Source organism: Mycobacteroides sp. PCS013, assembly GCF_049532645.1.
GTDB classification, from domain to species: Bacteria; Actinomycetota; Actinomycetes; order Mycobacteriales; family Mycobacteriaceae; genus Mycobacterium; species Mycobacterium gwanakae.
The window spans coordinates 1,923,503-1,942,901 of record NZ_CP150131.1 but is presented as its reverse complement, the minus strand read 5'-3'; the positions used below and the strand labels follow the sequence as shown (position 1 = coordinate 1,942,901).

21 protein-coding genes are annotated in these 19,399 nt (G+C 65.6%); 17 read left to right on the top strand and 4 right to left on the bottom strand.

The features are described from left to right. Position 1 precedes the first annotated feature (1 nt). On the bottom strand, positions 2 to 790 hold the full coding sequence (locus RHO23_RS09495; RefSeq protein WP_423488972.1) for a methyltransferase domain-containing protein: 789 nt from the start codon (positions 788 to 790) through the stop codon (positions 2 to 4). Positions 791 to 827: 37 nt separating this feature from the next. Here RHO23_RS09495 and RHO23_RS09490 point away from each other — a divergent pair, with 37 nt between their 5' ends. The 5 genes from RHO23_RS09490 (at position 828) to aroQ (ending at position 4,750) form a co-directional block, all read left to right on the top strand. After that, positions 828 to 1,268, top strand: coding sequence for a prepilin peptidase (locus RHO23_RS09490; RefSeq protein ID WP_217339431.1), 441 nt, complete (start codon positions 828 to 830; stop codon positions 1,266 to 1,268). 66 nt (positions 1,269 to 1,334) lie between these two features. Then, entirely contained in the window at positions 1,335 to 2,573 is a 1,239-nt protein-coding gene (gene aroC, locus RHO23_RS09485) for a chorismate synthase (RefSeq protein WP_030093565.1), read from the top strand. Next, positions 2,570 to 3,217, top strand: coding sequence for a shikimate kinase (locus tag RHO23_RS09480; RefSeq protein ID WP_423488971.1), 648 nt, complete (start codon positions 2,570 to 2,572; stop codon positions 3,215 to 3,217). Before aroC ends, RHO23_RS09480 begins: the two co-directional genes overlap by 4 nt. Next, on the top strand, positions 3,210 to 4,319 hold the full coding sequence (gene aroB / locus RHO23_RS09475; RefSeq protein WP_030093563.1) for a 3-dehydroquinate synthase: 1,110 nt from the start codon (positions 3,210 to 3,212) through the stop codon (positions 4,317 to 4,319). The genes RHO23_RS09480 and aroB overlap by 8 nt, the downstream gene beginning before the upstream one ends. After that, a complete protein-coding gene (gene aroQ / locus RHO23_RS09470) occupies positions 4,316 to 4,750 on the top strand; it encodes a type II 3-dehydroquinate dehydratase (RefSeq protein WP_423488970.1) in 435 nt (144 codons plus the stop codon). Before aroB ends, aroQ begins: the two co-directional genes overlap by 4 nt. Here aroQ and RHO23_RS09465 read toward each other — a convergent pair. After that, on the bottom strand, positions 4,723 to 5,247 hold the full coding sequence (locus RHO23_RS09465; protein ID WP_423488969.1) for a B-4DMT family transporter: 525 nt from the start codon (positions 5,245 to 5,247) through the stop codon (positions 4,723 to 4,725). The two genes, aroQ and RHO23_RS09465, sit on opposite strands and share 28 nt — an antisense overlap. A 32-nt stretch (positions 5,248 to 5,279) precedes the next feature. Here RHO23_RS09465 and RHO23_RS09460 point away from each other — a divergent pair, with 32 nt between their 5' ends. Genes RHO23_RS09460 through nusB form a run of 3 tightly spaced genes read left to right on the top strand, consistent with a single transcriptional unit; the run spans position 5,280 to position 7,458 of the window. Continuing rightward, the gene (locus RHO23_RS09460; RefSeq protein ID WP_057965967.1) at positions 5,280 to 6,380 is read left to right on the top strand and encodes a M24 family metallopeptidase; all 1,101 of its coding nucleotides are present in this window, start codon (positions 5,280 to 5,282) and stop codon (positions 6,378 to 6,380) included. Between the two features lie 36 nt (positions 6,381 to 6,416). Beyond that, a complete protein-coding gene (efp, locus tag RHO23_RS09455) occupies positions 6,417 to 6,980 on the top strand; it encodes an elongation factor P (protein ID WP_030093559.1) in 564 nt (187 codons plus the stop codon). Then, entirely contained in the window at positions 6,973 to 7,458 is a 486-nt protein-coding gene (gene nusB, locus RHO23_RS09450) for a transcription antitermination factor NusB (RefSeq protein WP_044103937.1), read from the top strand. The genes efp and nusB overlap by 8 nt, the downstream gene beginning before the upstream one ends. A 1-nt stretch (position 7,459) precedes the next feature. Here nusB and RHO23_RS09445 read toward each other — a convergent pair whose 3' ends face one another. Further along, positions 7,460 to 7,888 carry a nitroreductase family deazaflavin-dependent oxidoreductase gene (locus tag RHO23_RS09445; protein WP_423488968.1) on the bottom strand — a complete coding sequence of 143 codons (429 nt, stop codon included), beginning with the start codon at positions 7,886 to 7,888 and terminating at the stop codon, positions 7,460 to 7,462. Between the two features lie 144 nt (positions 7,889 to 8,032). Here RHO23_RS09445 and RHO23_RS09440 point away from each other — a divergent pair, with 144 nt between their 5' ends. From RHO23_RS09440 to RHO23_RS09430, 3 genes are read left to right on the top strand one after another with little or no spacing between them, the layout of a single operon-like run. After that, positions 8,033 to 8,959 carry a DUF4259 domain-containing protein gene (locus RHO23_RS09440; RefSeq protein ID WP_423488967.1) on the top strand — a complete coding sequence of 309 codons (927 nt, stop codon included), beginning with the start codon at positions 8,033 to 8,035 and terminating at the stop codon, positions 8,957 to 8,959. Beyond that, positions 8,952 to 9,500, top strand: coding sequence for a hypothetical protein (locus RHO23_RS09435; protein ID WP_057979799.1), 549 nt, complete (start codon positions 8,952 to 8,954; stop codon positions 9,498 to 9,500). Before RHO23_RS09440 ends, RHO23_RS09435 begins: the two co-directional genes overlap by 8 nt. Before the next feature lie 51 nt (positions 9,501 to 9,551). Beyond that, positions 9,552 to 10,235 (top strand): class I SAM-dependent methyltransferase, encoded by a 684-nt coding sequence (locus tag RHO23_RS09430; protein ID WP_057965963.1) that lies wholly within the window; start codon positions 9,552 to 9,554, stop codon positions 10,233 to 10,235. 8 nt (positions 10,236 to 10,243) lie between these two features. Here RHO23_RS09430 and RHO23_RS09425 read toward each other — a convergent pair whose 3' ends face one another. Further along, positions 10,244 to 11,464 (bottom strand): serine hydrolase domain-containing protein, encoded by a 1,221-nt coding sequence (locus tag RHO23_RS09425; RefSeq protein ID WP_217339430.1) that lies wholly within the window; start codon positions 11,462 to 11,464, stop codon positions 10,244 to 10,246. Positions 11,465 to 11,605: 141 nt separating this feature from the next. Between RHO23_RS09425 and pyrR the strand changes: the two genes are divergently transcribed. From pyrR to carB, 6 genes are read left to right on the top strand one after another with little or no spacing between them, the layout of a single operon-like run. Next, positions 11,606 to 12,154, top strand: coding sequence for a bifunctional pyr operon transcriptional regulator/uracil phosphoribosyltransferase PyrR (gene pyrR, locus RHO23_RS09420; RefSeq protein ID WP_030093552.1), 549 nt, complete (start codon positions 11,606 to 11,608; stop codon positions 12,152 to 12,154). Then, a complete protein-coding gene (locus RHO23_RS09415) occupies positions 12,109 to 13,107 on the top strand; it encodes an aspartate carbamoyltransferase catalytic subunit (RefSeq protein ID WP_193601822.1) in 999 nt (332 codons plus the stop codon). The genes pyrR and RHO23_RS09415 overlap by 46 nt, the downstream gene beginning before the upstream one ends. Then, on the top strand, positions 13,104 to 14,405 hold the full coding sequence (locus tag RHO23_RS09410) for a dihydroorotase (protein ID WP_423488966.1): 1,302 nt from the start codon (positions 13,104 to 13,106) through the stop codon (positions 14,403 to 14,405). The genes RHO23_RS09415 and RHO23_RS09410 overlap by 4 nt, the downstream gene beginning before the upstream one ends. Further along, on the top strand, positions 14,402 to 14,899 hold the full coding sequence (locus RHO23_RS09405; protein WP_030093549.1) for a hypothetical protein: 498 nt from the start codon (positions 14,402 to 14,404) through the stop codon (positions 14,897 to 14,899). The genes RHO23_RS09410 and RHO23_RS09405 overlap by 4 nt, the downstream gene beginning before the upstream one ends. Further along, complete coding sequence (gene carA, locus RHO23_RS09400) at positions 14,881 to 16,026, top strand: glutamine-hydrolyzing carbamoyl-phosphate synthase small subunit (protein ID WP_371258593.1); 1,146 nt, start codon at positions 14,881 to 14,883, stop codon at positions 16,024 to 16,026. Before RHO23_RS09405 ends, carA begins: the two co-directional genes overlap by 19 nt. Beyond that, positions 16,026 to 19,364: a carbamoyl-phosphate synthase large subunit gene (gene carB, locus RHO23_RS09395; RefSeq protein ID WP_057965957.1), complete on the top strand. Its 3,339-nt coding sequence runs from the start codon at positions 16,026 to 16,028 to the stop codon at positions 19,362 to 19,364. The genes carA and carB overlap by 1 nt, the downstream gene beginning before the upstream one ends. The last annotated feature ends 35 nt before the right edge of the window (positions 19,365 to 19,399 follow it).

Sequence of the window (19,399 nt, the reverse complement as noted above, 5' to 3'; positions counted from 1 at the left end):
TCTATCGACCCACTTCCGGCTTGGATGCCACACAGAAGATTCGGCGGAATCCGAAGGGAGTCACCTCGCCGGAGCGCGGATAAGCCTGGCGCAGCAGCCCGGCATACTCCGACTCGAACTCGGCGAATTCGTCGGCCGACAGTGCCGACACAACGGGCCTCAGCCCGGTGCCATGCACCCATCGCAGCACCGGATCCTCGCCCGCCAGCAGGTGCACGTATGTCGTTTCCCAGGCGTCCGGAACCAAGCCGGCGGAAATGGCCAGGCGCGCATAACCTTCGGCTCCGTCCGTGCTCTCGGTTCCGCGCAGCACACCGTCCAATCGCGATAGCCAGCGTGGCGATTCAGCCACCTGGCGCATCAGCGCATGCGAGGGTGCTCCGAAGTTGCCCGGAACCTGAAAGGCCAGATATCCACCCGGATTGAGCTGCCCGGCCCATGCGGAGATGAGCTCACGGTGCTGTGGAAGCCATTGCAAGGCCGCATTGGTGAACAGTACGTCCACGCCGTCGGCCCGGAAGTCCGCGATATCGCCTTGCTCCAGACGCAGATTGGCGGGCAGGTCAGCGGGTGCGGTGGCCAGCAGCTCGGCGGAGGAATCCAGTCCCAGCACCGATGCGCCGGGCCACCGGCGGGCCAATTCGACGGTCAAGATTCCACTGGCGCAACCCAAGTCAATGACAGTGTGCGGAGTCGAGGCCGGTATCCGGGACAGCAATTCGTAGAACGGGCGACTGCGTTCGTCTCCGAATCGGCTGTATTCCTGCGGGCTCCACAATGTCTTCGTCACTACTCCGAATCTAGCCGCGCGGCGCTACATTCCCCACATGATTTACGGGGTGGGGGCGGCGGTGCTGTGCTGGATGGCGGCGCTGTCATATTTCGACATCAGGTACCGCAGGCTGCCGAACTGGCTCACGCTGCCCGCAGCCGCCGGGATCGTCGTGGTGGCAATGCTCGACCGCAATCCACCGATGTTGGCCGGCGCGGTGGCGTTGACGATCGTGTACCTGGCCGCACATCTGCTCTCGCCGCGCGCGATGGGCGCAGGGGACGTGAAGCTCGCCTTCGGCACCGGGGGATTGTCGGGGGCGTTCGGATTGGACACGTGGTTTCTGGCGGCAATCGGTGCGCCGCTGTTGACCGGCCTGATTGGTGTGCTGCTCATGGCGTGCGGGCGCCGGGCAGTATCGGTTCCGCACGGACCGTCGATGTGTCTGGCCACGGCGTTAGCGACCGCGCTGATGGTCCTCGCGCCGGGCATCTGACAAAGAACCATCCACTGTCCCGATCGATTTGGAAGACCGGCCTGCCCGCATGGGACAATGGTGCACGTGTTGCGCTGGATCACGGCAGGTGAATCGCATGGACGCGCGTTGGTCGCGGTCCTGGAAGGCATGGTCGCCGGTGTCGAACTGACATCGGAGGACATCGGTAGGCAGCTGGCGCGTCGCCGCCTGGGCTACGGCCGGGGTGCGCGGATGGCGTTCGAGGCCGATCAGGTCACCGTGCTCGGCGGCGTGCGCCACGGACTGACCTTGGGCGGTCCGGTTGCCATCGAGGTCGGCAACACCGAATGGCCCAAGTGGGAGACCGTGATGTCTCCGGACCCCGTGGACCCCGCCGAGCTGGAGAACATCGCGCGCAACGCGCCGCTGACCCGGCCCCGTCCGGGGCACGCCGACTACGCAGGCATGCTCAAGTATGGATTCGATGACGCCCGCCCGGTGCTCGAGCGGGCCAGCGCGCGCGAGACCGCGGCGCGTGTGGCGGTGGGCACCCTCGCCAAGGCCTTCCTGAAGCAGGCCCTGGGAGTCGATGTCATTTCGCATGTCATCTCCATCGGCGACTCCGATCCCTACGAAGGTCCGGTACCGGGCGCCGCCGACCTGGACGCCATCGACGCCAGCCCGGTGCGGGCGTTCGACGCACAAGCCGAACAGTCCATGATCACCGAGATCGAGGCAGCCAAGAAGGACGGCGACACCCTCGGCGGCGTGGTCGAGGTGGTGGTCGCCGGTCTGCCTGTCGGACTCGGCTCGTTCATCAGTGGAAACGACCGGCTGGACAGCCAACTGGCGGCGGCGATCATGGGTATCCAGGCGATCAAGGGTGTGGAGATCGGTGACGGTTTCACTACCGCGCGCCGACGCGGCAGCGCCGCACACGACGAGATTTACCCGGGTCCCGACGGCATTTTGCGCTCCACCAATCGCGCCGGTGGGCTGGAAGGTGGCATGACCAACGGTCAGCCACTGCGAGTGCGGGCGGCGATGAAGCCCATCTCCACCGTTCCGCGGGCGTTGGCGACCGTGGACATGTCCACCGGCGACGAGGCAGTCGCAATTCACCAGCGTTCCGACGTGTGTGCGGTCCCGGCTGCGGGCGTGGTCGCCGAGGCAATGGTCGCGCTGGTAGTGGCCCGTGCCGCACTGGAAAAGTTCGGTGGAGACTCACTGTCCGAGACGAAGACCAACGTCGGTGCGTACCTGGATGCGGTGGCGCTGCGGGAGCCGCGCCGAGAATCTTCCGATGAGCAGCCTGCGCGAAGAGCGGCTAACACAGCGGGATGAGCCCCAAAGCCGTCCTTGTCGGACTGCCCGGGTCGGGTAAGTCCACCATCGGCCGTCGGCTGGCAAAAGCGTTGAACGTCAACGTCTATGACACCGACATCGGCATCGAGGCACAGGCCGGCCGCACCATCGCCGACATCTTCGCCACCGACGGGGAGCCAGAATTCCGGCGTATCGAAGAATCGGTGATTCGGCAGGCGCTCGATCAGCAGGATGGGGTGGTCTCGCTCGGCGGGGGCGCCGTGCTCACTCCAGGCGTCCGGGAAGCACTCAGCGGGCACACCGTCGTGTACCTGGAAATCAGTGCCGCGGAAGGAATTCGGCGCACCGGGGGAAGTGTGGTGCGTCCGCTGCTGGCTGGGCCGGACCGTGCCGAGAAGTACCACGCCCTCATCTCGCAGCGAGTTCCGCTGTACCGAGAGGTCGCCACCATCAAGGTCAACACCGACAGGCGAAATCCCGGCGCAGTGGTCCGGACCATCGTGTCTCGGTTGGAGAACCCCGAGACGGGCGCCACAGCTTCTTCACGGCGGCGGCGCCCCCGACGGCGTCCCCGATCGCGGCGCCGTACGTCCGGCACTCCCGCGGCGACCAAGAGCGATACCCCCGGAACCGACACTAAAGGAAGAGCCGACAATGACTAGCGCCGAGCCGACGACGATCACCGTCGAGGTGAACCCGCCCTACCCGGTTATCGTGGGAACGGGTCTATTGGGTGAGTTGGTGGGCGCGCTCAAAGGCTCCGACAAGGTGGCGATACTGCATCAGCCCACCCTCGCGGCCACCGCCGAGGAAATTCGGAAGACCCTGGCCGACACCGGAATCGATGCGCATCGGGTCGAGATTCCCGACGCCGAGGCAGGCAAGGATCTGGCCGTGCTCGGATTCATCTGGGAGGTACTCGGCCGCATCGGCATAGGGCGCAAAGACGCCGTCGTCAGCCTGGGGGGAGGGGCCGCCACCGATACCGCCGGTTTTGCCGCCGCCACGTGGTTGCGCGGCGTGAAGGTGGTGCACGTACCCACCACGCTGCTCGCGATGGTCGATGCCGCGGTTGGCGGCAAGACGGGCATCAACACCGAGGCGGGCAAGAACCTCGTCGGCGCATTTCACCAGCCGGGGGCGGTGCTGGTGGACCTGGCGACCCTCGACTCGTTGCCGCGCAACGAAATCGTCGCAGGTATGGCCGAAGTGGTGAAGGCAGGATTCATCGCCGATCCGGTCATCCTCGAGCTCATCGAGGCCGACCCGGAGGCTGCGATCGATCCGTCCAAGCCGGTGTTGCGCGAGCTCATCGAACGCTCCATCGCGGTCAAGGCCAAGGTGGTGGCCGCCGACGAGAAGGAAGCCGAGCTACGCGAGATCCTCAACTACGGCCACACCCTCGGTCATGCGATCGAGCGGCGCGAGCGGTACCGGTGGCGCCACGGTGCCGCCGTGTCGGTCGGTCTGGTGTTCGCAGCCGAACTGGGGCGCTTGGCCGGACGCCTGGACGACGAGACCGCCGATCGCCACGCGCGAGTGCTCTCGGCGCTCGGGCTGCCGACACGTTACGACGCCGATGCGCTGGGACAGCTCGTCGAATCGATGCAGGGCGATAAGAAGACCCGCTCGGGCATACTGCGATTCGTGGTGCTTGACGGGTTGGCCAAGCCGGGACGACTGGAAGGCCCCGACCCGTCACTGCTGGCCGCCGCGTACTCGGTGGTGGCAGGGCCGACCACTGGTGAGGGAGTGATGTTGTGACGATCCAGGTTCTCAACGGCCCCAATCTCGGCCGTCTCGGTAAACGGGAGGCCGCCGTCTACGGCAGTGTCACCTACGAGGAGCTGGTGTCACTCGTTGGGTCCGAAGCGGACTCGTTGGGTGTGGATGTCCAGGTGCGCCAGACCGACAGCGAAGCCGAATTGCTCGGCTGGATTCACGATGCCGCGGACGCCAAGGATCCGGTGATCCTGAATGCGGGCGCGTTCACCCACACGTCGGTTGCGCTACGGGATGCGTGTGCCGAATTGACGGCCGGATTGATCGAGGTGCACATCTCGAATGTGTATGCACGCGAGGAGTTTCGGCACAAGTCGTACCTCAGTGGGTTGGCCACCGGGGTGATTGTGGGGCTCGGCGTGCAGGGATACCTGCTGGCGCTGCGCTACTTCGTGACGTCCACTTCGTCCTGAACCGCCTGGAACACGTCGGTATCCGACTGCTGTAGCGCGGCGTGCTCCTTTTCCTTGCGGTCCACTAGCAGTCGGCCCGCGAATACGCTGACCATGGCGGGTCCGAACACCAGCAGCGCCACGAATGCCGCGGTGGTGGTGAGCTCGGCCAGGACGCCCGCCGCGTAGATTCCCTCGTTGAACAGGCTGATCAGCCAGATCACCAGGCCGCTGACCGCACCGGCGAAGATGCCGCCCAGCAGCCACCACATGGCCAGATCTTCACGGCGGTCCGGATCGGGGTTGCGCCGGGCATCGCCGCGGCCGTCGGTGACCGCCCAGACCACCACCGCCGCGACGAACACCAGAACCAGCGTGATGTTGATGAGGGTGCCGTGGGTCTCCCAGACGCTGATGGCCAGACCCTGTATCACGCGGATCAGCACCATAAAGACGGCGAAGACGGCGCCCCGGGTAAGCCATTGCGCGGTCATGGAACGTGTTCCAGCTTCGGGCATGGGCCCAGCGTATCGCGGTAGCGTCGACACCTATGACGACCGTCCTCAGCCATATCGATCGCCGGGAACGACTGCGCGAGGGTCTGCGCGCCGACGGACTCGATGCGCTTCTGATCACCGACCTGGTCAACATTCGCTATCTGACGGGTTTCACGGGGTCCGCCGCCGCACTATGGGTGGCCGCGAGCGACGGAGCGGATGAGAAGGCGACCGTGTTGTGCACCGATGGCCGCTACCGCACCCAAGCCGCCGCGCAGGTTCCGGATCTGCGTGCACTGATCGACCGTGGCTACGGCGCGGCGCTGATCGCGTCGGCCGCCGCCGGGCGCGCGGGATTCGAAAGCCACGTGGTCACCGTCGACGGATTCGACAAATTGAGCGCGGCGGCCGGGCACGTCGAGTTGGTCCGGGCCCCGAACCGGGTGGAGAAACTCCGGGAAGTGAAGGACGAATCCGAGGTACTCCTCCTCGAAAGAGCCTGCGCTGCAGCAGATACCGCGTTATCTGCCTTGATCGAGACGGGCGGGATCCGGCCTGGGCGCACCGAGCGTGATGTCGCCCGCGACCTGGAGAACCTCATGTGTGAACACGGAGCCGACGGCGCGTCGTTCGAGACCATCGTCGCGGCCGGCCCGCATTCGGCGATACCGCACCACCGACCCACCGACGCGGTGCTGGCCACCGGCGACTTCGTAAAGATCGACTTCGGTGCACTGGTCGCCGGATATCACTCGGACATGACCCGCACCCTGGTGCTGGGATCGGTGTCGCCGTGGCAGCAGGAGATCTACGAACTGGTGCTGGTCGCACAGGCGGCCGGGCGGGAGGCCCTGGCACCCGGAGCATCGCTGAAGGGTGTGGACGCCGCGGCCCGCGATGTCATCGCCGCCGCCGGATACGGACAGAACTTCGGTCACGGTCTCGGCCACGGTGTGGGGTTGCAGATCCACGAAGCACCGGGTATCGGTGCCGGCGCCACCGGTACACTGCTTGCTGGCTCGGCGGTGACAGTCGAGCCAGGGGTCTACCTGCCCGACCGGGGCGGAGTCCGGATCGAGGACACGCTCGTGGTGCGGCCCGACGGGCCGGAGCTATTGACCCGGTTCCCCAAGGAACTCACCGTCATTAATTGAGTAGTACTGAACAGTTACGCAAGGAGATAGACGACTGTGGCTTCAACCGCCGATTTCAAGAACGGCCTGGTGCTCAACATCGATGGTCAGCTGTGGCAGATCACCGAGTTCCAGCACGTGAAGCCCGGTAAGGGACCGGCGTTCGTGCGCACCAAGCTCAAGAACGTGCTGTCGGGCAAGGTCGTCGACAAGACCTTCAACGCGGGCGTGAAGGTCGAGACCGCGACCGTCGACCGGCGCGACACCACCTACCTGTACCGCGACGGCGACTCGTTCGTGTTCATGGACAGCCAGGATTACGAGCAGCATCACCTCACTCCCGAACTGGTCGGCGACGCACACCGGTTCCTGCTGGAGAGCATGACCGTGCAGGTCGCGTTCAACGAGGGCGCGCCGCTGTACATCGAGCTGCCGGTGTCGGTCGAGCTGGTGGTGACGCACACCGAGCCGGGCCTGCAGGGTGATCGTTCCAGTGCGGGCACCAAGCCGGCGACGATGGAAACCGGCGCCGAGATCCAGGTGCCGCTGTTCATCAACACCGGTGACCGCCTCAAGGTCGACACGCGCGACGCCAGCTACCTCGGCCGCGTGAATGGCTGATAGCGGTTCGACCGGCCGCGCCTCCGCCAAGGGCGGCCGCCGCAAGGCGCGTAAGCGGGCAGTGGACCTGCTGTTCGAGGCCGAGGCGCGGGATATGACGGCAGCCGCCGTGGCCGATGAGCGTCGCGGCCTGGCGGAGGCGAAGCCCGACGTGGAGCCGCTGAACCCCTACACGGTGACGGTCGCGCACGGTGTCACCGAGCACGCCACGCACATCGACGAGCTGATCTCCTCGCATCTGCAGGGATGGACGCTGGCCAGGCTGCCCGCGGTGGACCGCGCGATCATGCGCGTCGCGGTGTGGGAGCTGCTCCATGCCGAGGACGTGCCCGAGGTGGTGGCCGTCGACGAAGCGGTCGAACTGGCCAAGCAGCTTTCCACCGATGAGTCACCGGCGTTCGTGAACGGCGTGCTGGGTCAGCTCATGCTGGTGACCCCGCACATCCGGGGTGGCTCGGCTTCCGGCTCCGCGGAATAGGTCAGTCGAGGCGTATCTCGAACACGGGGATCACCCGGTCCGTGAGGGTCTCGTACTCGGCGAATCCGGGTGCGCGCTGTTTGACGATCTCGAACACTCGATCACGATCGGCGCGGGGGAGTTCGACGGCCGTGGCCTTTGTTTTCGGGTTGGCGCCGATCTCCACGGCGACATCGGGGTTGGCGCGCAGGTTCGCCACCCAGGCGGGATTCTTCGGTCTTCCCGCCGACGAACCGACGATGTAGGCCTTGCCGTCGATATCGAAGTAGGCCAACGGGTTCACGCGTTCGGCGCCGGATTTGGCTCCAGTGCTCGTCAAGAGCATGAGCGGAAAACCCTCGAATTGGCCGCCAACCTTGCCGCCGTTGGCGCGGAACTCGGCGATGTTGGCCTCGTTGAATGACTGCTCGCTGCTCGATGGTTCGGTCATGGTCGCCTCGATTCTCTCGGTGATGCCGCGAGCCTATCGGCCGGTCCTGAGTGTGATCCGGACAGCAACGTGGACAATAGGCGCGCGCCTCGGCTCAAGTGCGTTGAGATGCGCTAGGTGGGGTGTTCTGCCACTATTAGCTGCGTGGGAGCCTGGGGTGCTGGACCGTTTGACAACGATGACGCTGCTGACTTCTTGGGCGATCTCAGGCAGGGCGACGATATCGAGCTTCAACTGGCGCGATGTCTGCGTCTGGCGAATGCTGACTATCTAGAGGCGCCGGAGGGGTCGGCGGTGGTCGCCGCCGCTGCGGTGATTGCCCTGCGATGTTCGGGCGAGGTCGATGCGGGTGCGGAGCGGTGGTCGGAAGCGGTGGCCGACATCGCCATAAAGCAAACCCAGGCATATGCGCTTGCGGTCCTGGCGCGCGGCGCGATCGCCCGGGTGCAGGCTCCGGGCAGTGAGCTCGCCGATCTGTGGACCGATGCGGATCCCGCTGAGTGGGTGGCTGAGGTGGCGGCTATCGAGCGTTCACTGCGCGGTGTCGAGGGGGATGGGTACCAGGACTGGGCCCCGTATCCGGACCTCACCAACGCCGCGACCGTCGGACTCCGGGACCCGAAGGTGGCGCTCGACGCGCTGCGAGCGGTGGTCGACATCTCGGAGGTGTCTGCATTCGTTCTGGATCGTGAACCAGCTGAGCAGTCGGAAGGTCTGTGGCAGGAGGTGGCGCTGACCGACGGCCGCAGGCTTGTGATGTGGCACGGCGAGGACAAGTCCGGACTGCTCGGCTCCTCCGAGTTCACTTCATCGATCCGTGTGATTCCGCTGGGCGCGATCACCGACCGTCAGCTGAAGACGACGTATCAACAGCTTGGTACGGAGCGCTCGCTAGTCGCCGTCGAATTGTGGCTCTCGACGGTGACTCCGGAAAAGAGTCGTGCGGTCTCCATCTCGGAAACCGAATGGGAAGTGCAGGATTTCTACTTCGCCAAGTCGATCGTGGACGGCGGTCTCGCGCAGATGGAACGGCTTCTTCAATTCGGACGGGTGGTGGCACAACGTGTTTGACAGAGATGCCGACTGGGCAGCCATCCCGCATTTGGGTGCTGCGATTGGAGTTTTCACGCCGCATGCCTGGATGGCGATCGATCAACTACGCCGGGTGGTCGACGTAGCGCAGGTGGGCACCTTCCTGCTGAACCGAGGCTGCGAGCACGGGGCGTGGGGTGAGAAGTGGTGGTACGAGATTGCGCTGGTCGACAGTGGGCGGCTGATTCTGTGGTTCGTCAGGGAGGGGCACTGTGCGGGGCATGACGAGCGGCCCCCGCATCCCACGGTATCGGTGACCCTGCGCACCATCCCGCTGTCCGAAATTACCGATAAGTCCCTGAAGGTCGACTACGACGTCGCGCCGGATGGCGCCGTGACCATGACGACGGTTGACCTGACGCTCTACACCTCGACCACCACGCGTACCGTCAAGGCTTCGCTGGAGGAATACCGGCACAGCATCGAGCACTTCCAGTTCTCGAAGTACTCCAGTCATGGTGTGGCACAGATGAATCGACTCATCGATTTCGCGCACGCGGTGTCCCGGGAGATTCGTTGATCAAATGTCAGGTGCATTGACACGCTCCGCCGGATTCGGCATCCTGGGTCCATGACCGAGAACCTGCAAGACATGTTCGAATCCTCGTATCGGGGTGAGGCGCCCGAGCAGCTCGCCGCTCGGCCGCCGTGGAGCATCGGGCAGCCGCAGCCTGAAATCCTGACGCTCATCGAGCAGGGCAAGGTGCACGGCGACGTGTTGGATGCCGGGTGTGGGGAGGCCGCGACCGCTCTGTACCTCGCCGAGCGAGGCCATGCCGCCGTCGGCCTGGACGCGGCGCCCACGGCGATCGAGCTGGCCAAGGGTTATGCGGCCGAGCGCGGCCTGACCAATGTCACCTTTGACGTTGCCGACATCTCGAACTTCACGGGGTACGACGGACGCTTCGGGACGATCATCGATTCAACGCTGTTCCATTCGATGCCCGTCGCCTTGCGTGAGGGATATCAGCAGTCGATCGTGCGTGCCGCGGCACCGGGCGCCACGTACATCGTGCTGGTTTTCGACAAGGCGGGCTTTCCCCCGGACATCGACGGGCCCTATCCCGTCACCGAACCCGAGCTGCGCGCGATCGTGTCTAAGTTCTGGACCATCGACGACATCAGCCCGGCGCGGCTGTACGCCAACGGCGAGGGATTCAAGGACGGCGCGGCGCAGAGCTTCGCCGAAGTCCGCGAAGAGCCCAACGGCCGAGTCTCGATGGCGGGCTGGCTGCTACAGGCGCACCTGGACTGATCCGGCGCTCACAGTGCGGCGTAGACGGCCTGCGCGAATTGAATGTGCAACAGCTGCAGGCGCAGGGTGGATGTGCTCGCCAACGCGGCTTTGGGGTCCAGGTCGGGCATCCGCCACTGCGGCAAGAACATGAGGATCGCGTCGGCCTTCGGGTCGGCGTGCCACCATGTTCCGAACGCGCCAGGCCAGCCGAAGGTGCCGGCGCCGCCGGGGCCGAACAACGCGGCCGCATTCGGATCCAGGACGACCGACAAGCCCAGGCCGAAGCCGCGTCCGGTCCAGTACGGCAGGCCGAATGCCGGCAGTTCTCGCTGAGCGGGCGTGAGCCGGTTGGCGCGCAATGCCGCGGTGGACTCCGGGGAGAGAATGCGGACCCCGTCGGCCTCGCCGCCACCCAGCAGTGCCCGCGCAAAGGTCAGGTAGTCGCCTGCGGTACTTGCCAGCGCGCCGCCGCCACGACACAGCGCCGGGGCCGACGTGGGCATCGAGGTGAGATAGCCACGGTCGGCCGCCACAACCTGGTCGTGATCGTCGAGGCCATACAGGCGTGCCAGTCGTCCGGCCTTGTGTTCGGGAACGAAGAAGTCGGTATCCGACATGCGCAGCGGATCCAGGATTCGTTGACGCAGCAGCTCGTTGAGTGGCAGCCCGGCCGCGCGGGCGATCAGTAGCCCGAGCACATCGGTCGAATGGCTGTAGTGGAAACGCTCTCCGGGTGGGTACACCAGCGGCAGCGCGGCGATGGCCGCTATCCATGCGTCGGGCTCACTGAATGTCGCCGTATGCAGTGGCTGATAGGCCTTCGCGATAGGTCCGGTCGCGATGAAGTCGTAGGTCAGACCGCTGCGGTGGGTCAGCAGATCCTCCACCGTGATGGTGCGGGGCGCCCGGAACGTGTCATCCAACGGCCCACCCGGATCCTTGAGCACCCGCATGTCGGCGAACTCCGGCAGCCACCTGGTGATCGGGTCGCTCAAGCGGATCGTGCCGTCGTCGACGAGGGCCATGGCTGCCGCGCTGATGACCGGCTTGGTCATGGACGCGATGCGGAAAATGGTGTTCTCGGCCATGGACAGGCCCGCCTCGACATCGCGGTATCCGGTCGCGGCCAGGTGTTTGAGCTGCCCGCCCTGCCACACCAGCGTCACCGCTCCGGCCAGGATGCGGTCATTGACCGCCGCCCGGATCGGGGCAAGGGCGGCGTCGAAGGCTGAGTTGGGCTGGGGCATAACTCCATCCTGTCAGCCGAGGCCGGTGGGTGCCCGGATGCTAAGCTCCCTGGCGATAAGTGACATCCTTTAACGATCCGTCCAGTGAGGCGGAGAAGGAGGTCTCGCGTAAGCGTGGGCGCATTACCAGAGGGACGCGAACTGTTGTCCGCCGCAGATGTCGGCAGGACCATCTCGCGTATCGCGCATCAAATCATCGAGAAGACCGCTCTTTCCGATTCCAGTGACGCGCCCCGCGTCGTGCTGGTCGGTATCCCGACACGCGGCGCCACCCTGGCCAAACGATTGGCCGCCCACATCACCGAGTTCTCCGGTGTCGAGGTGCCCGCCGGATTCCTGGACATCACGCTCTACCGCGACGACTTGCGCAACAAACCCCACCGCCCGCTGGAACGCACCTCCATTCCTGAAGGCGGGGTCGATGGCGCCCTGGTGGTGCTCGTCGACGACGTGTTGTTCTCGGGCCGCACGGTGCGCTCGGCGCTCGACGCGCTGCGGGATCTGGGCCGGCCGCGGGCGGTGCAGCTGGCGGTGCTGGTTGATCGCGGGCACCGTGAACTGCCGTTGCGCGCCGATTACGTCGGCAAGAACGTGCCGACCGCGCGCTCCGAAGACGTCAAGGTGCTGCTGGCCGAACACGACGGATGCGACGCCGTGGTCATCAACAGTGCGCAGGGGGAGGCCTCGTGAAGCATCTGCTGTCCGCGGCCGACCTGACCCGCGACGAGGCCACCGCCATCCTCGACGACGCCGACCGGTTTCTGCAGGCCCTGGCGGGGCGTGAGGTCAAAAAGCTGCCCACCCTGCGCGGGCGCACCATCATCACGATGTTCTATGAGAACTCCACGCGGACAAGGGTTTCCTTCGAAGTGGCGGGGAAGTGGATGAGTGCCGACGTGATCAACGTCAGTGCATCTGGTTCCTCGGTGGCCAAAGGTGAATCGCTGCGCGACACCGCCCTGACCTTGCGCGCGATCGGCGCTGACGCGTTGATCGTCCGCCACCCGGCCTCCGGGGTCGCCGCGCAGCTTGCGCAGTGGACGTCAGAAGGACTGGCCGGCGGTCCCGCTGTGATCAATGCCGGCGACGGCACCCACGAACATCCGACGCAGGCACTGCTTGACGCGCTCACCATTCGGCAGCGGCTGGGCGGTCTGGAAGGTCGCCGCATCGTGATCGTCGGGGACATCCTGCACAGTCGAGTCGCTCGATCGAACGCTCTGCTGCTCAACACGTTCGGCGCCGAGGTGGTGCTGGTGGCTCCGCCCACGCTGCTGCCCGTTGGTGTCGAGACGTGGCCGGTGACGGTCAGTCATGACCTGGATGCCGAGCTACCGGGTGCCGACGCCGTGCTGATGCTGCGGGTGCAGGCCGAGCGCATGACCGGTGGCTTCTTCCCCTCGGCGCGCGAGTACTCGGTGCTGTACGGATTGTCCGAGGCCCGGCAGCGGCTGCTCTCCGAACACGCGGTGGTGCTGCATCCGGGCCCGATGCTGCGCGGTATGGAAATCGCGTCCTCCGTGGCCGACTCGTCGCAATCAGCTGTTCTGCAACAGGTATCGAATGGAGTGCATATCCGCATGGCCGTGCTGTTCCACCTGCTGGTCGGGTCGTCCGACAGCTCAGAGGCGGTGCCCGCATGAGTGTCCTGATCAAGGGCGTACTGCTGTACGGGGAGGGCGAGCAGGTCGACGTCCTCATCGAAGACGGCCAGATCACCCGTATCGAGGCCGGTATCGGAGCGGGTATCGAGACGGAAGTCGACACCGCCATCGAGGCGCCGGGGCAGGTGCTGTTGCCGGGATTCGTCGACCTGCACACGCATCTGCGTGAACCGGGGCGTGAAGACACCGAGACCATCGACTCGGGCTCGGCGGCAGCGGCTTTGGGCGGGTACACCGCCGTCTTCGCGATGGCCAACACGAACCCGGTGGCAGACAGCCCCGTGGTGACCGATCACGTGTGGCAGCGCGGCCAGCAGGTCGGATTGGTCGACGTACATCCGGTGGGTGCCGTCACGGTCGGGCTGGAAGGCAAGCAGCTCACCGAGATGGCGATGATGGCGCGTGGTGCGGGCCGGGTGCGGATGTTCTCCGATGACGGCAAATGCGTGCACGATCCGCTGATCATGCGGCGCGCTCTCGAATACGCCAAGGGCTTGGGTGTGCTCATCGCCCAACATGCCGAGGAACCGCGGCTCACCGTCGGATCGGTGGCGCATGAGGGGGCCAACGCGGCCAAGTTGGGCCTGACCGGGTGGCCCCGTGCCGCCGAGGAATCCATCGTCGCGCGGGACGCGATTTTGTCACGCGACAGCGGTGCTCCGGTGCACATCTGTCACGCATCCACCGCCGGCACCGTCGAGCTGCTCAAATGGGCCAAGGGGCAAGGCATTTCCATTACCGCCGAGGTGACACCGCACCATCTGCTGCTCGATGACGGCCGGCTGGCCTCGTACGACGGTGTGTATCGGGTAAATCCGCCGCTGCGGGAGTCGACCGACGCCCAGGCACTGCGCCGGGCCCTCGCCGACGGGGTGATCGACTGTGTGGCAACCGACCACGCACCACACGCCGATCACGAGAAATGCTGCGAGTTCGCGGCGGCTCGCCCCGGCATGCTCGGGTTGGAGACCGCGCTGTCGGTGGTCGTGGAGACCATGGTGAAAACAGGATTGCTGACCTGGCGCGATATCGCCAGGGTGATGAGTGAGCGGCCGGCGCAGATCGTCGGTCTGCCCGATCAAGGGCGTCCGTTGGCAGTCGGCGAGCCCGCCAACCTGACGATCGTTGACCCCGACGCCACCTGGACCGTCAGTGCCGACGGATTGGCCAGCAAGTCGGCCAACACCCCATTCGAATCGATGACGTTGCCTGCCACCGTGACCGCGACGCTGCTGCGCGGCCGCATCACCGCACGGGACGGCAAGGTGACCCAATGAACCACGGCGACTTCATCGGTGCCCTCATCATGGCGGGCGCCTCGCTCACGTTGACTGTGCTGCTTGCCCGCCTGATGTGGCGCGGCTGGCGCGCACGCGGCCAACGTCAGATCGACACCGTGGGGGAACTGCCCGTGGTGCCCGCCGAGCGCGGCGACATCGTCATCGAACCCGCGGATGGCCTTTACGTCGGCAGCACCATCGCGCCGGACTGGCAGGACCGAATCGCGGTGGGCGACTTGGGCTACCGCGCGAACGCCACCTTGACCAGATACACCGGCGGGATCCTGCTGGAACGCAGCGGCACCGGGGACATCTGGATCCCCGCCGACGTCATCACCGAGATCCGTACGGCCAAGGCGCTGGCGGGCAAGGTGCTTACTCACGAAGGAATTCTTGCGATCCGGTGGCGGCTGCCCTCGGGCACCGAGATCGACACCGGATTTTTGGCACGACCGCGAAGCGAATATCAGGAATGGAAGCAGGCGTCATGAGTGACAAGGCGGTGCTCGTTCTCGAAGACGGGCGGGTGTTCACCGGCAAGCCGTTCGGGGCGGTGGGTGAAACTCTCGGCGAGGCGGTGTTCTGCACGGCCATGTCGGGTTACCAAGAAACCCTGACCGACCCGAGCTATCACCGGCAGATCGTGGTGGCAACAGCGCCGCAGATCGGTAACACCGGATGGAACGACGAGGACGACGAGAGTCGCGGCGGCAAGATCTGGGTTGCCGGATATGCGGTGCGCGACCCTTCGAACCGGGTCTCGAATTGGCGCGCCACAGGGTCCCTGGATGATGCCCTCAAGGGGCAGCACATTGTCGGCATCGCCGGAATCGACACCCGGGCCGTCGTCCGTCACCTGCGTACCCGTGGGTCGATGAAGGCGGGCATCTTCAGCGGGACAGTTGCCGACGCTCCCACCGACTTCCTGCTGTCGCGCGTCAACGGCCAGCCCTCGATGCTGGGTGCGGACCTGGCAGGGGAGGTGAGCACCGACGACACCTACATTGTGGAACCCGATGGCGCGCACCGGTTCACCGTGGCCGCTCTAGACCTGGGGATCAAGACCAACACCCCACGCAACTTCACGCAACGCGGTATCCGCGTACAGGTGGTGCCCTCGTCCATCAGCCCGGACGAGCTGCTCGCGCTGGCGCCCGACGGCGTGTTCCTGTCCAACGGGCCGGGCGACCCGGCCACCGCGGATCACGTGGTGGCGGTGACACAGGCGGTGCTGCAACAGAAAATCCCGCTGTTCGGCATCTGCTTCGGTAATCAGCTGCTGGGCCGGGCATTGGGCAGGTCCACCTACAAGATGACCTTCGGGCATCGCGGTATCAATATCCCGGTCATCGATCACGCGACGGGCCGGGTCGCGATCACGGCGCAGAACCACGGCTTTGCCCTCGAAGGTGAGGCGGGTGAGCAGTTCGATACGCCGTACGGGCGCGCCGAGGTAAGCCACACCTGCGCCAACGATGGCACGGTGGAAGGGATCCGGCTGTTGGACGGATCGGCTTTCTCGGTGCAGTACCACCCGGAGGCGGCGGCGGGACCTCATGACGCCGAGTACCTCTTTGACCAGTTCGTCACGGCACTTGAGAATCGGGGTAATCGCTGATGCCACGTCGCACAGACCTCAACCACATCCTGGTCATCGGTTCTGGCCCCATCGTGATCGGCCAGGCCTGCGAGTTCGACTACTCGGGCACCCAGGCCTGCCGTGTGCTGCGGTCGGAGGGGCTCCAGGTCAGCCTCGTCAATTCGAACCCGGCGACGATCATGACCGACCCGGAGTACGCCGACAACACCTACGTCGAGCCGATCACCGCAGAGTTTGTCGAGAAAGTCCTTGCCGCACAGGCGGAAAAGGGCAACAAGATCGACGCCCTGCTGCCGACGCTGGGCGGCCAGACCGCGTTGAACACCGCGGTCGCGCTCTACGAGAACGGTGCACTGGACCGGTACAACGTGGAGCTCATCGGCGCCAACTTCGAGGCCATCCAGCGCGGTGAGGACCGGCAGCGGTTCAAGGACATCGTCGCGAAGGTGGGTGGCGAGTCGGCGAAGTCCCGTGTCTGTTTCACCATGGACGAGGTCCGCGATACCGTCGCCGACCTCGGGCTGCCGGTCGTGGTGCGACCGTCCTTCACGATGGGCGGCTTGGGCTCCGGCATGGCCTACACCCCCGAGGATGTCGAGCGGATGGCGGGCGAGGGACTCTCGGCGTCCCCGTCGGCGAATGTGCTGATCGAGGAATCCATCTACGGCTGGAAGGAATTCGAGCTCGAGCTGATGCGCGACAGCCGCGACAACGTGGTGGTCGTGTGTTCGATCGAGAACGTCGATCCGATGGGCGTGCACACCGGAGACTCGGTGACGGTGGCTCCGGCGATGACACTGACCGACCGTGAGTATCAGAAGATGCGTGACCTGGGTATCGCGATCCTGCGCGAGGTCGGCGTGGACACGGGCGGCTGCAACATCCAGTTCGCCATCAACCCGCGCGATGGTCGCCTCATCGTCATCGAGATGAACCCACGCGTATCGCGCTCCAGCGCGTTGGCCTCCAAGGCAACCGGATTCCCCATCGCCAAGATCGCGGCCAAGCTGGCGATCGGGTACACACTCGACGAGATCGTGAACGACATCACCAAGGAGACTCCGGCCTGTTTCGAGCCGACTCTGGACTACGTCGTCGTCAAGGCCCCGCGATTCGCCTTCGAGAAGTTCCCCGGCGCCGACGCCACCCTGACCACCACCATGAAATCGGTGGGTGAGGCAATGTCCCTGGGGCGCAACTTCGCTGAGGCACTCGGGAAGGTCATGCGCTCGCTGGAGACCTCCGCGGCGGGTTTCTGGACCGACAACGCCAGCCCCATCGAGGATCTGGATACGTTCCTGCAGGAGCTGCGGGTGCCACGTGACGGGCGGCTCTACGGTATCGAACACGCGCTGGGTGCCGGTGTGTCCGTTGAGCAGGTGGCCGAGATCACCGGTGTCGACCCGTGGTTCGTGGAAGAGATCGCGCAGATTCACCAGCTCGGTACGGAGTTGCGTGAGGCACCGATCCTTGACGAGGAACTGCTGCGCAGGGCCAAGCACTACGGGCTCTCGGATCGCCAGATCGCCGCACTGCGACCGGAATTGGCGGGGGAGGACGGGGTGCGATCGTTGCGCCACCGGATGGGAATCCGGCCGGTGTACAAGACAGTCGACACCTGCGCCGCCGAATTCGAGGCCAAGACCCCGTACCACTATTCGAGCTACGAGCTGGATCCGGCCGCGGAGTCGGAGGTGGCCCCGCAGACCGAGCGGCCCAAGGTGCTCATCCTCGGGTCGGGCCCCAACCGCATCGGCCAGGGTATCGAGTTCGACTACAGCTGCGTGCACGCGGCAACCACGTTGTCGCAGGCCGGATTCGAGACCATCATGGTCAACTGCAACCCGGAAACGGTGTCCACCGACTATGACACCGCCGACCGCCTGTACTTCGAACCGCTGACGTTCGAGGATGTGCTGGAGGTGTTCCACGCCGAAAATGAGTCCGGCCGCGGTGGACCGGGTGTTGTCGGTGTGATCGTGCAGCTCGGCGGACAGACCCCGCTGGGGCTGGCGAAGCGTTTGGCCGATGCCGGCGTGCCGGTGGTGGGCACCAGCCCAGCGGCCATCGATCGCGCCGAGGACCGGGGCGTGTTCGGGGATCTGCTGGTGTCGGCCGGTCTGCCGGCGCCTCGATTCGGCACCGCGACGACCTTCGAGCAGGCCAGGCAGATCGCCTCCGATATCGGTTACCCGGTGCTGGTGCGACCGTCCTACGTGCTGGGTGGACGGGGTATGGAGATCGTCTACGACGAGGACACCCTGCACGGCTACATCACGCGGGCCACCCAGCTCTCACCCGAGCACCCCGTGCTCGTCGACCGTTTCCTCGAGGATGCCATCGAGATCGATGTCGACGCGTTGTGCGATGGCACCGAGGTTTACCTCGGCGGCGTCATGGAGCACATCGAGGAGGCCGGTATTCACTCCGGCGACTCGGCGTGCGCGCTACCGCCGGTAACCCTGGGCCGCAGCGATATCGAAAAGGTTCGCAATGCCACCGAGGCCATCGCGCATGGAATCGGAGTGGTGGGCCTGCTCAATGTGCAGTACGCGCTCAAGGACGATGTGCTGTACGTCCTGGAGGCCAACCCACGTGCGAGCCGAACGGTTCCATTCGTGTCGAAGGCTACCGCGGTTCCGTTGGCCAAGGCGTGCTCACGGATCATGCTGGGCGCCACCATTGCCGGTCTGCGCGAGGAAGGACTGCTGCCCGCTGATGGCGACGGCGCCACCCTGCCGCCGGGCGCTCCGGTAGCGGTCAAGGAGGCCGTGCTGCCGTTCCACCGTTTCCGCAAGGCGGATGGCAGCCAGGTGGATTCCCTGCTCGGGCCGGAGATGAAGTCCACCGGCGAGGTCATGGGCATCGACGCCGACTTCGGTAGCGCGTTCGCCAAGAGCCAGACCGCCGCGTACGGGTCGTTGCCGAAGGAGGGCACGATCTTCGTCTCGGTGGCCAACCGTGACAAGCGCTCCCTGGTGTTCCCGGTGAAGCGACTGGCCGATCTCGGATTCAAGGTGCTCGCGACCGAAGGTACGGCAGAAATGCTGCGCCGTAATGGAATACCGTGCGAAGAGGTGCGCAAGCACTATCAGGGCGCCGAGGACGGATTGCCCCCGCGGTCCTCGGTCGACGTCATCAAGGCCGGTGAGGTCGCGATGGTCATCAACACCCCGTACGGGAACTCTGGCCCCCGTGTCGACGGATACGAGATCCGTTCGGCCGCGGTGTCGATGAACATTCCGTGCATCACCACGGTGCAGGGTGCGTCGGCCGCGGTGCAGGGGATCGAGGCGGGTATCCGTGGGGATATCGGCGTGCGGTCGCTGCAGGAACTCCACGCGGGCTTGCGATGAGGCCCCCGCACGCGGGAGGTATCCCCAGCTTGCGC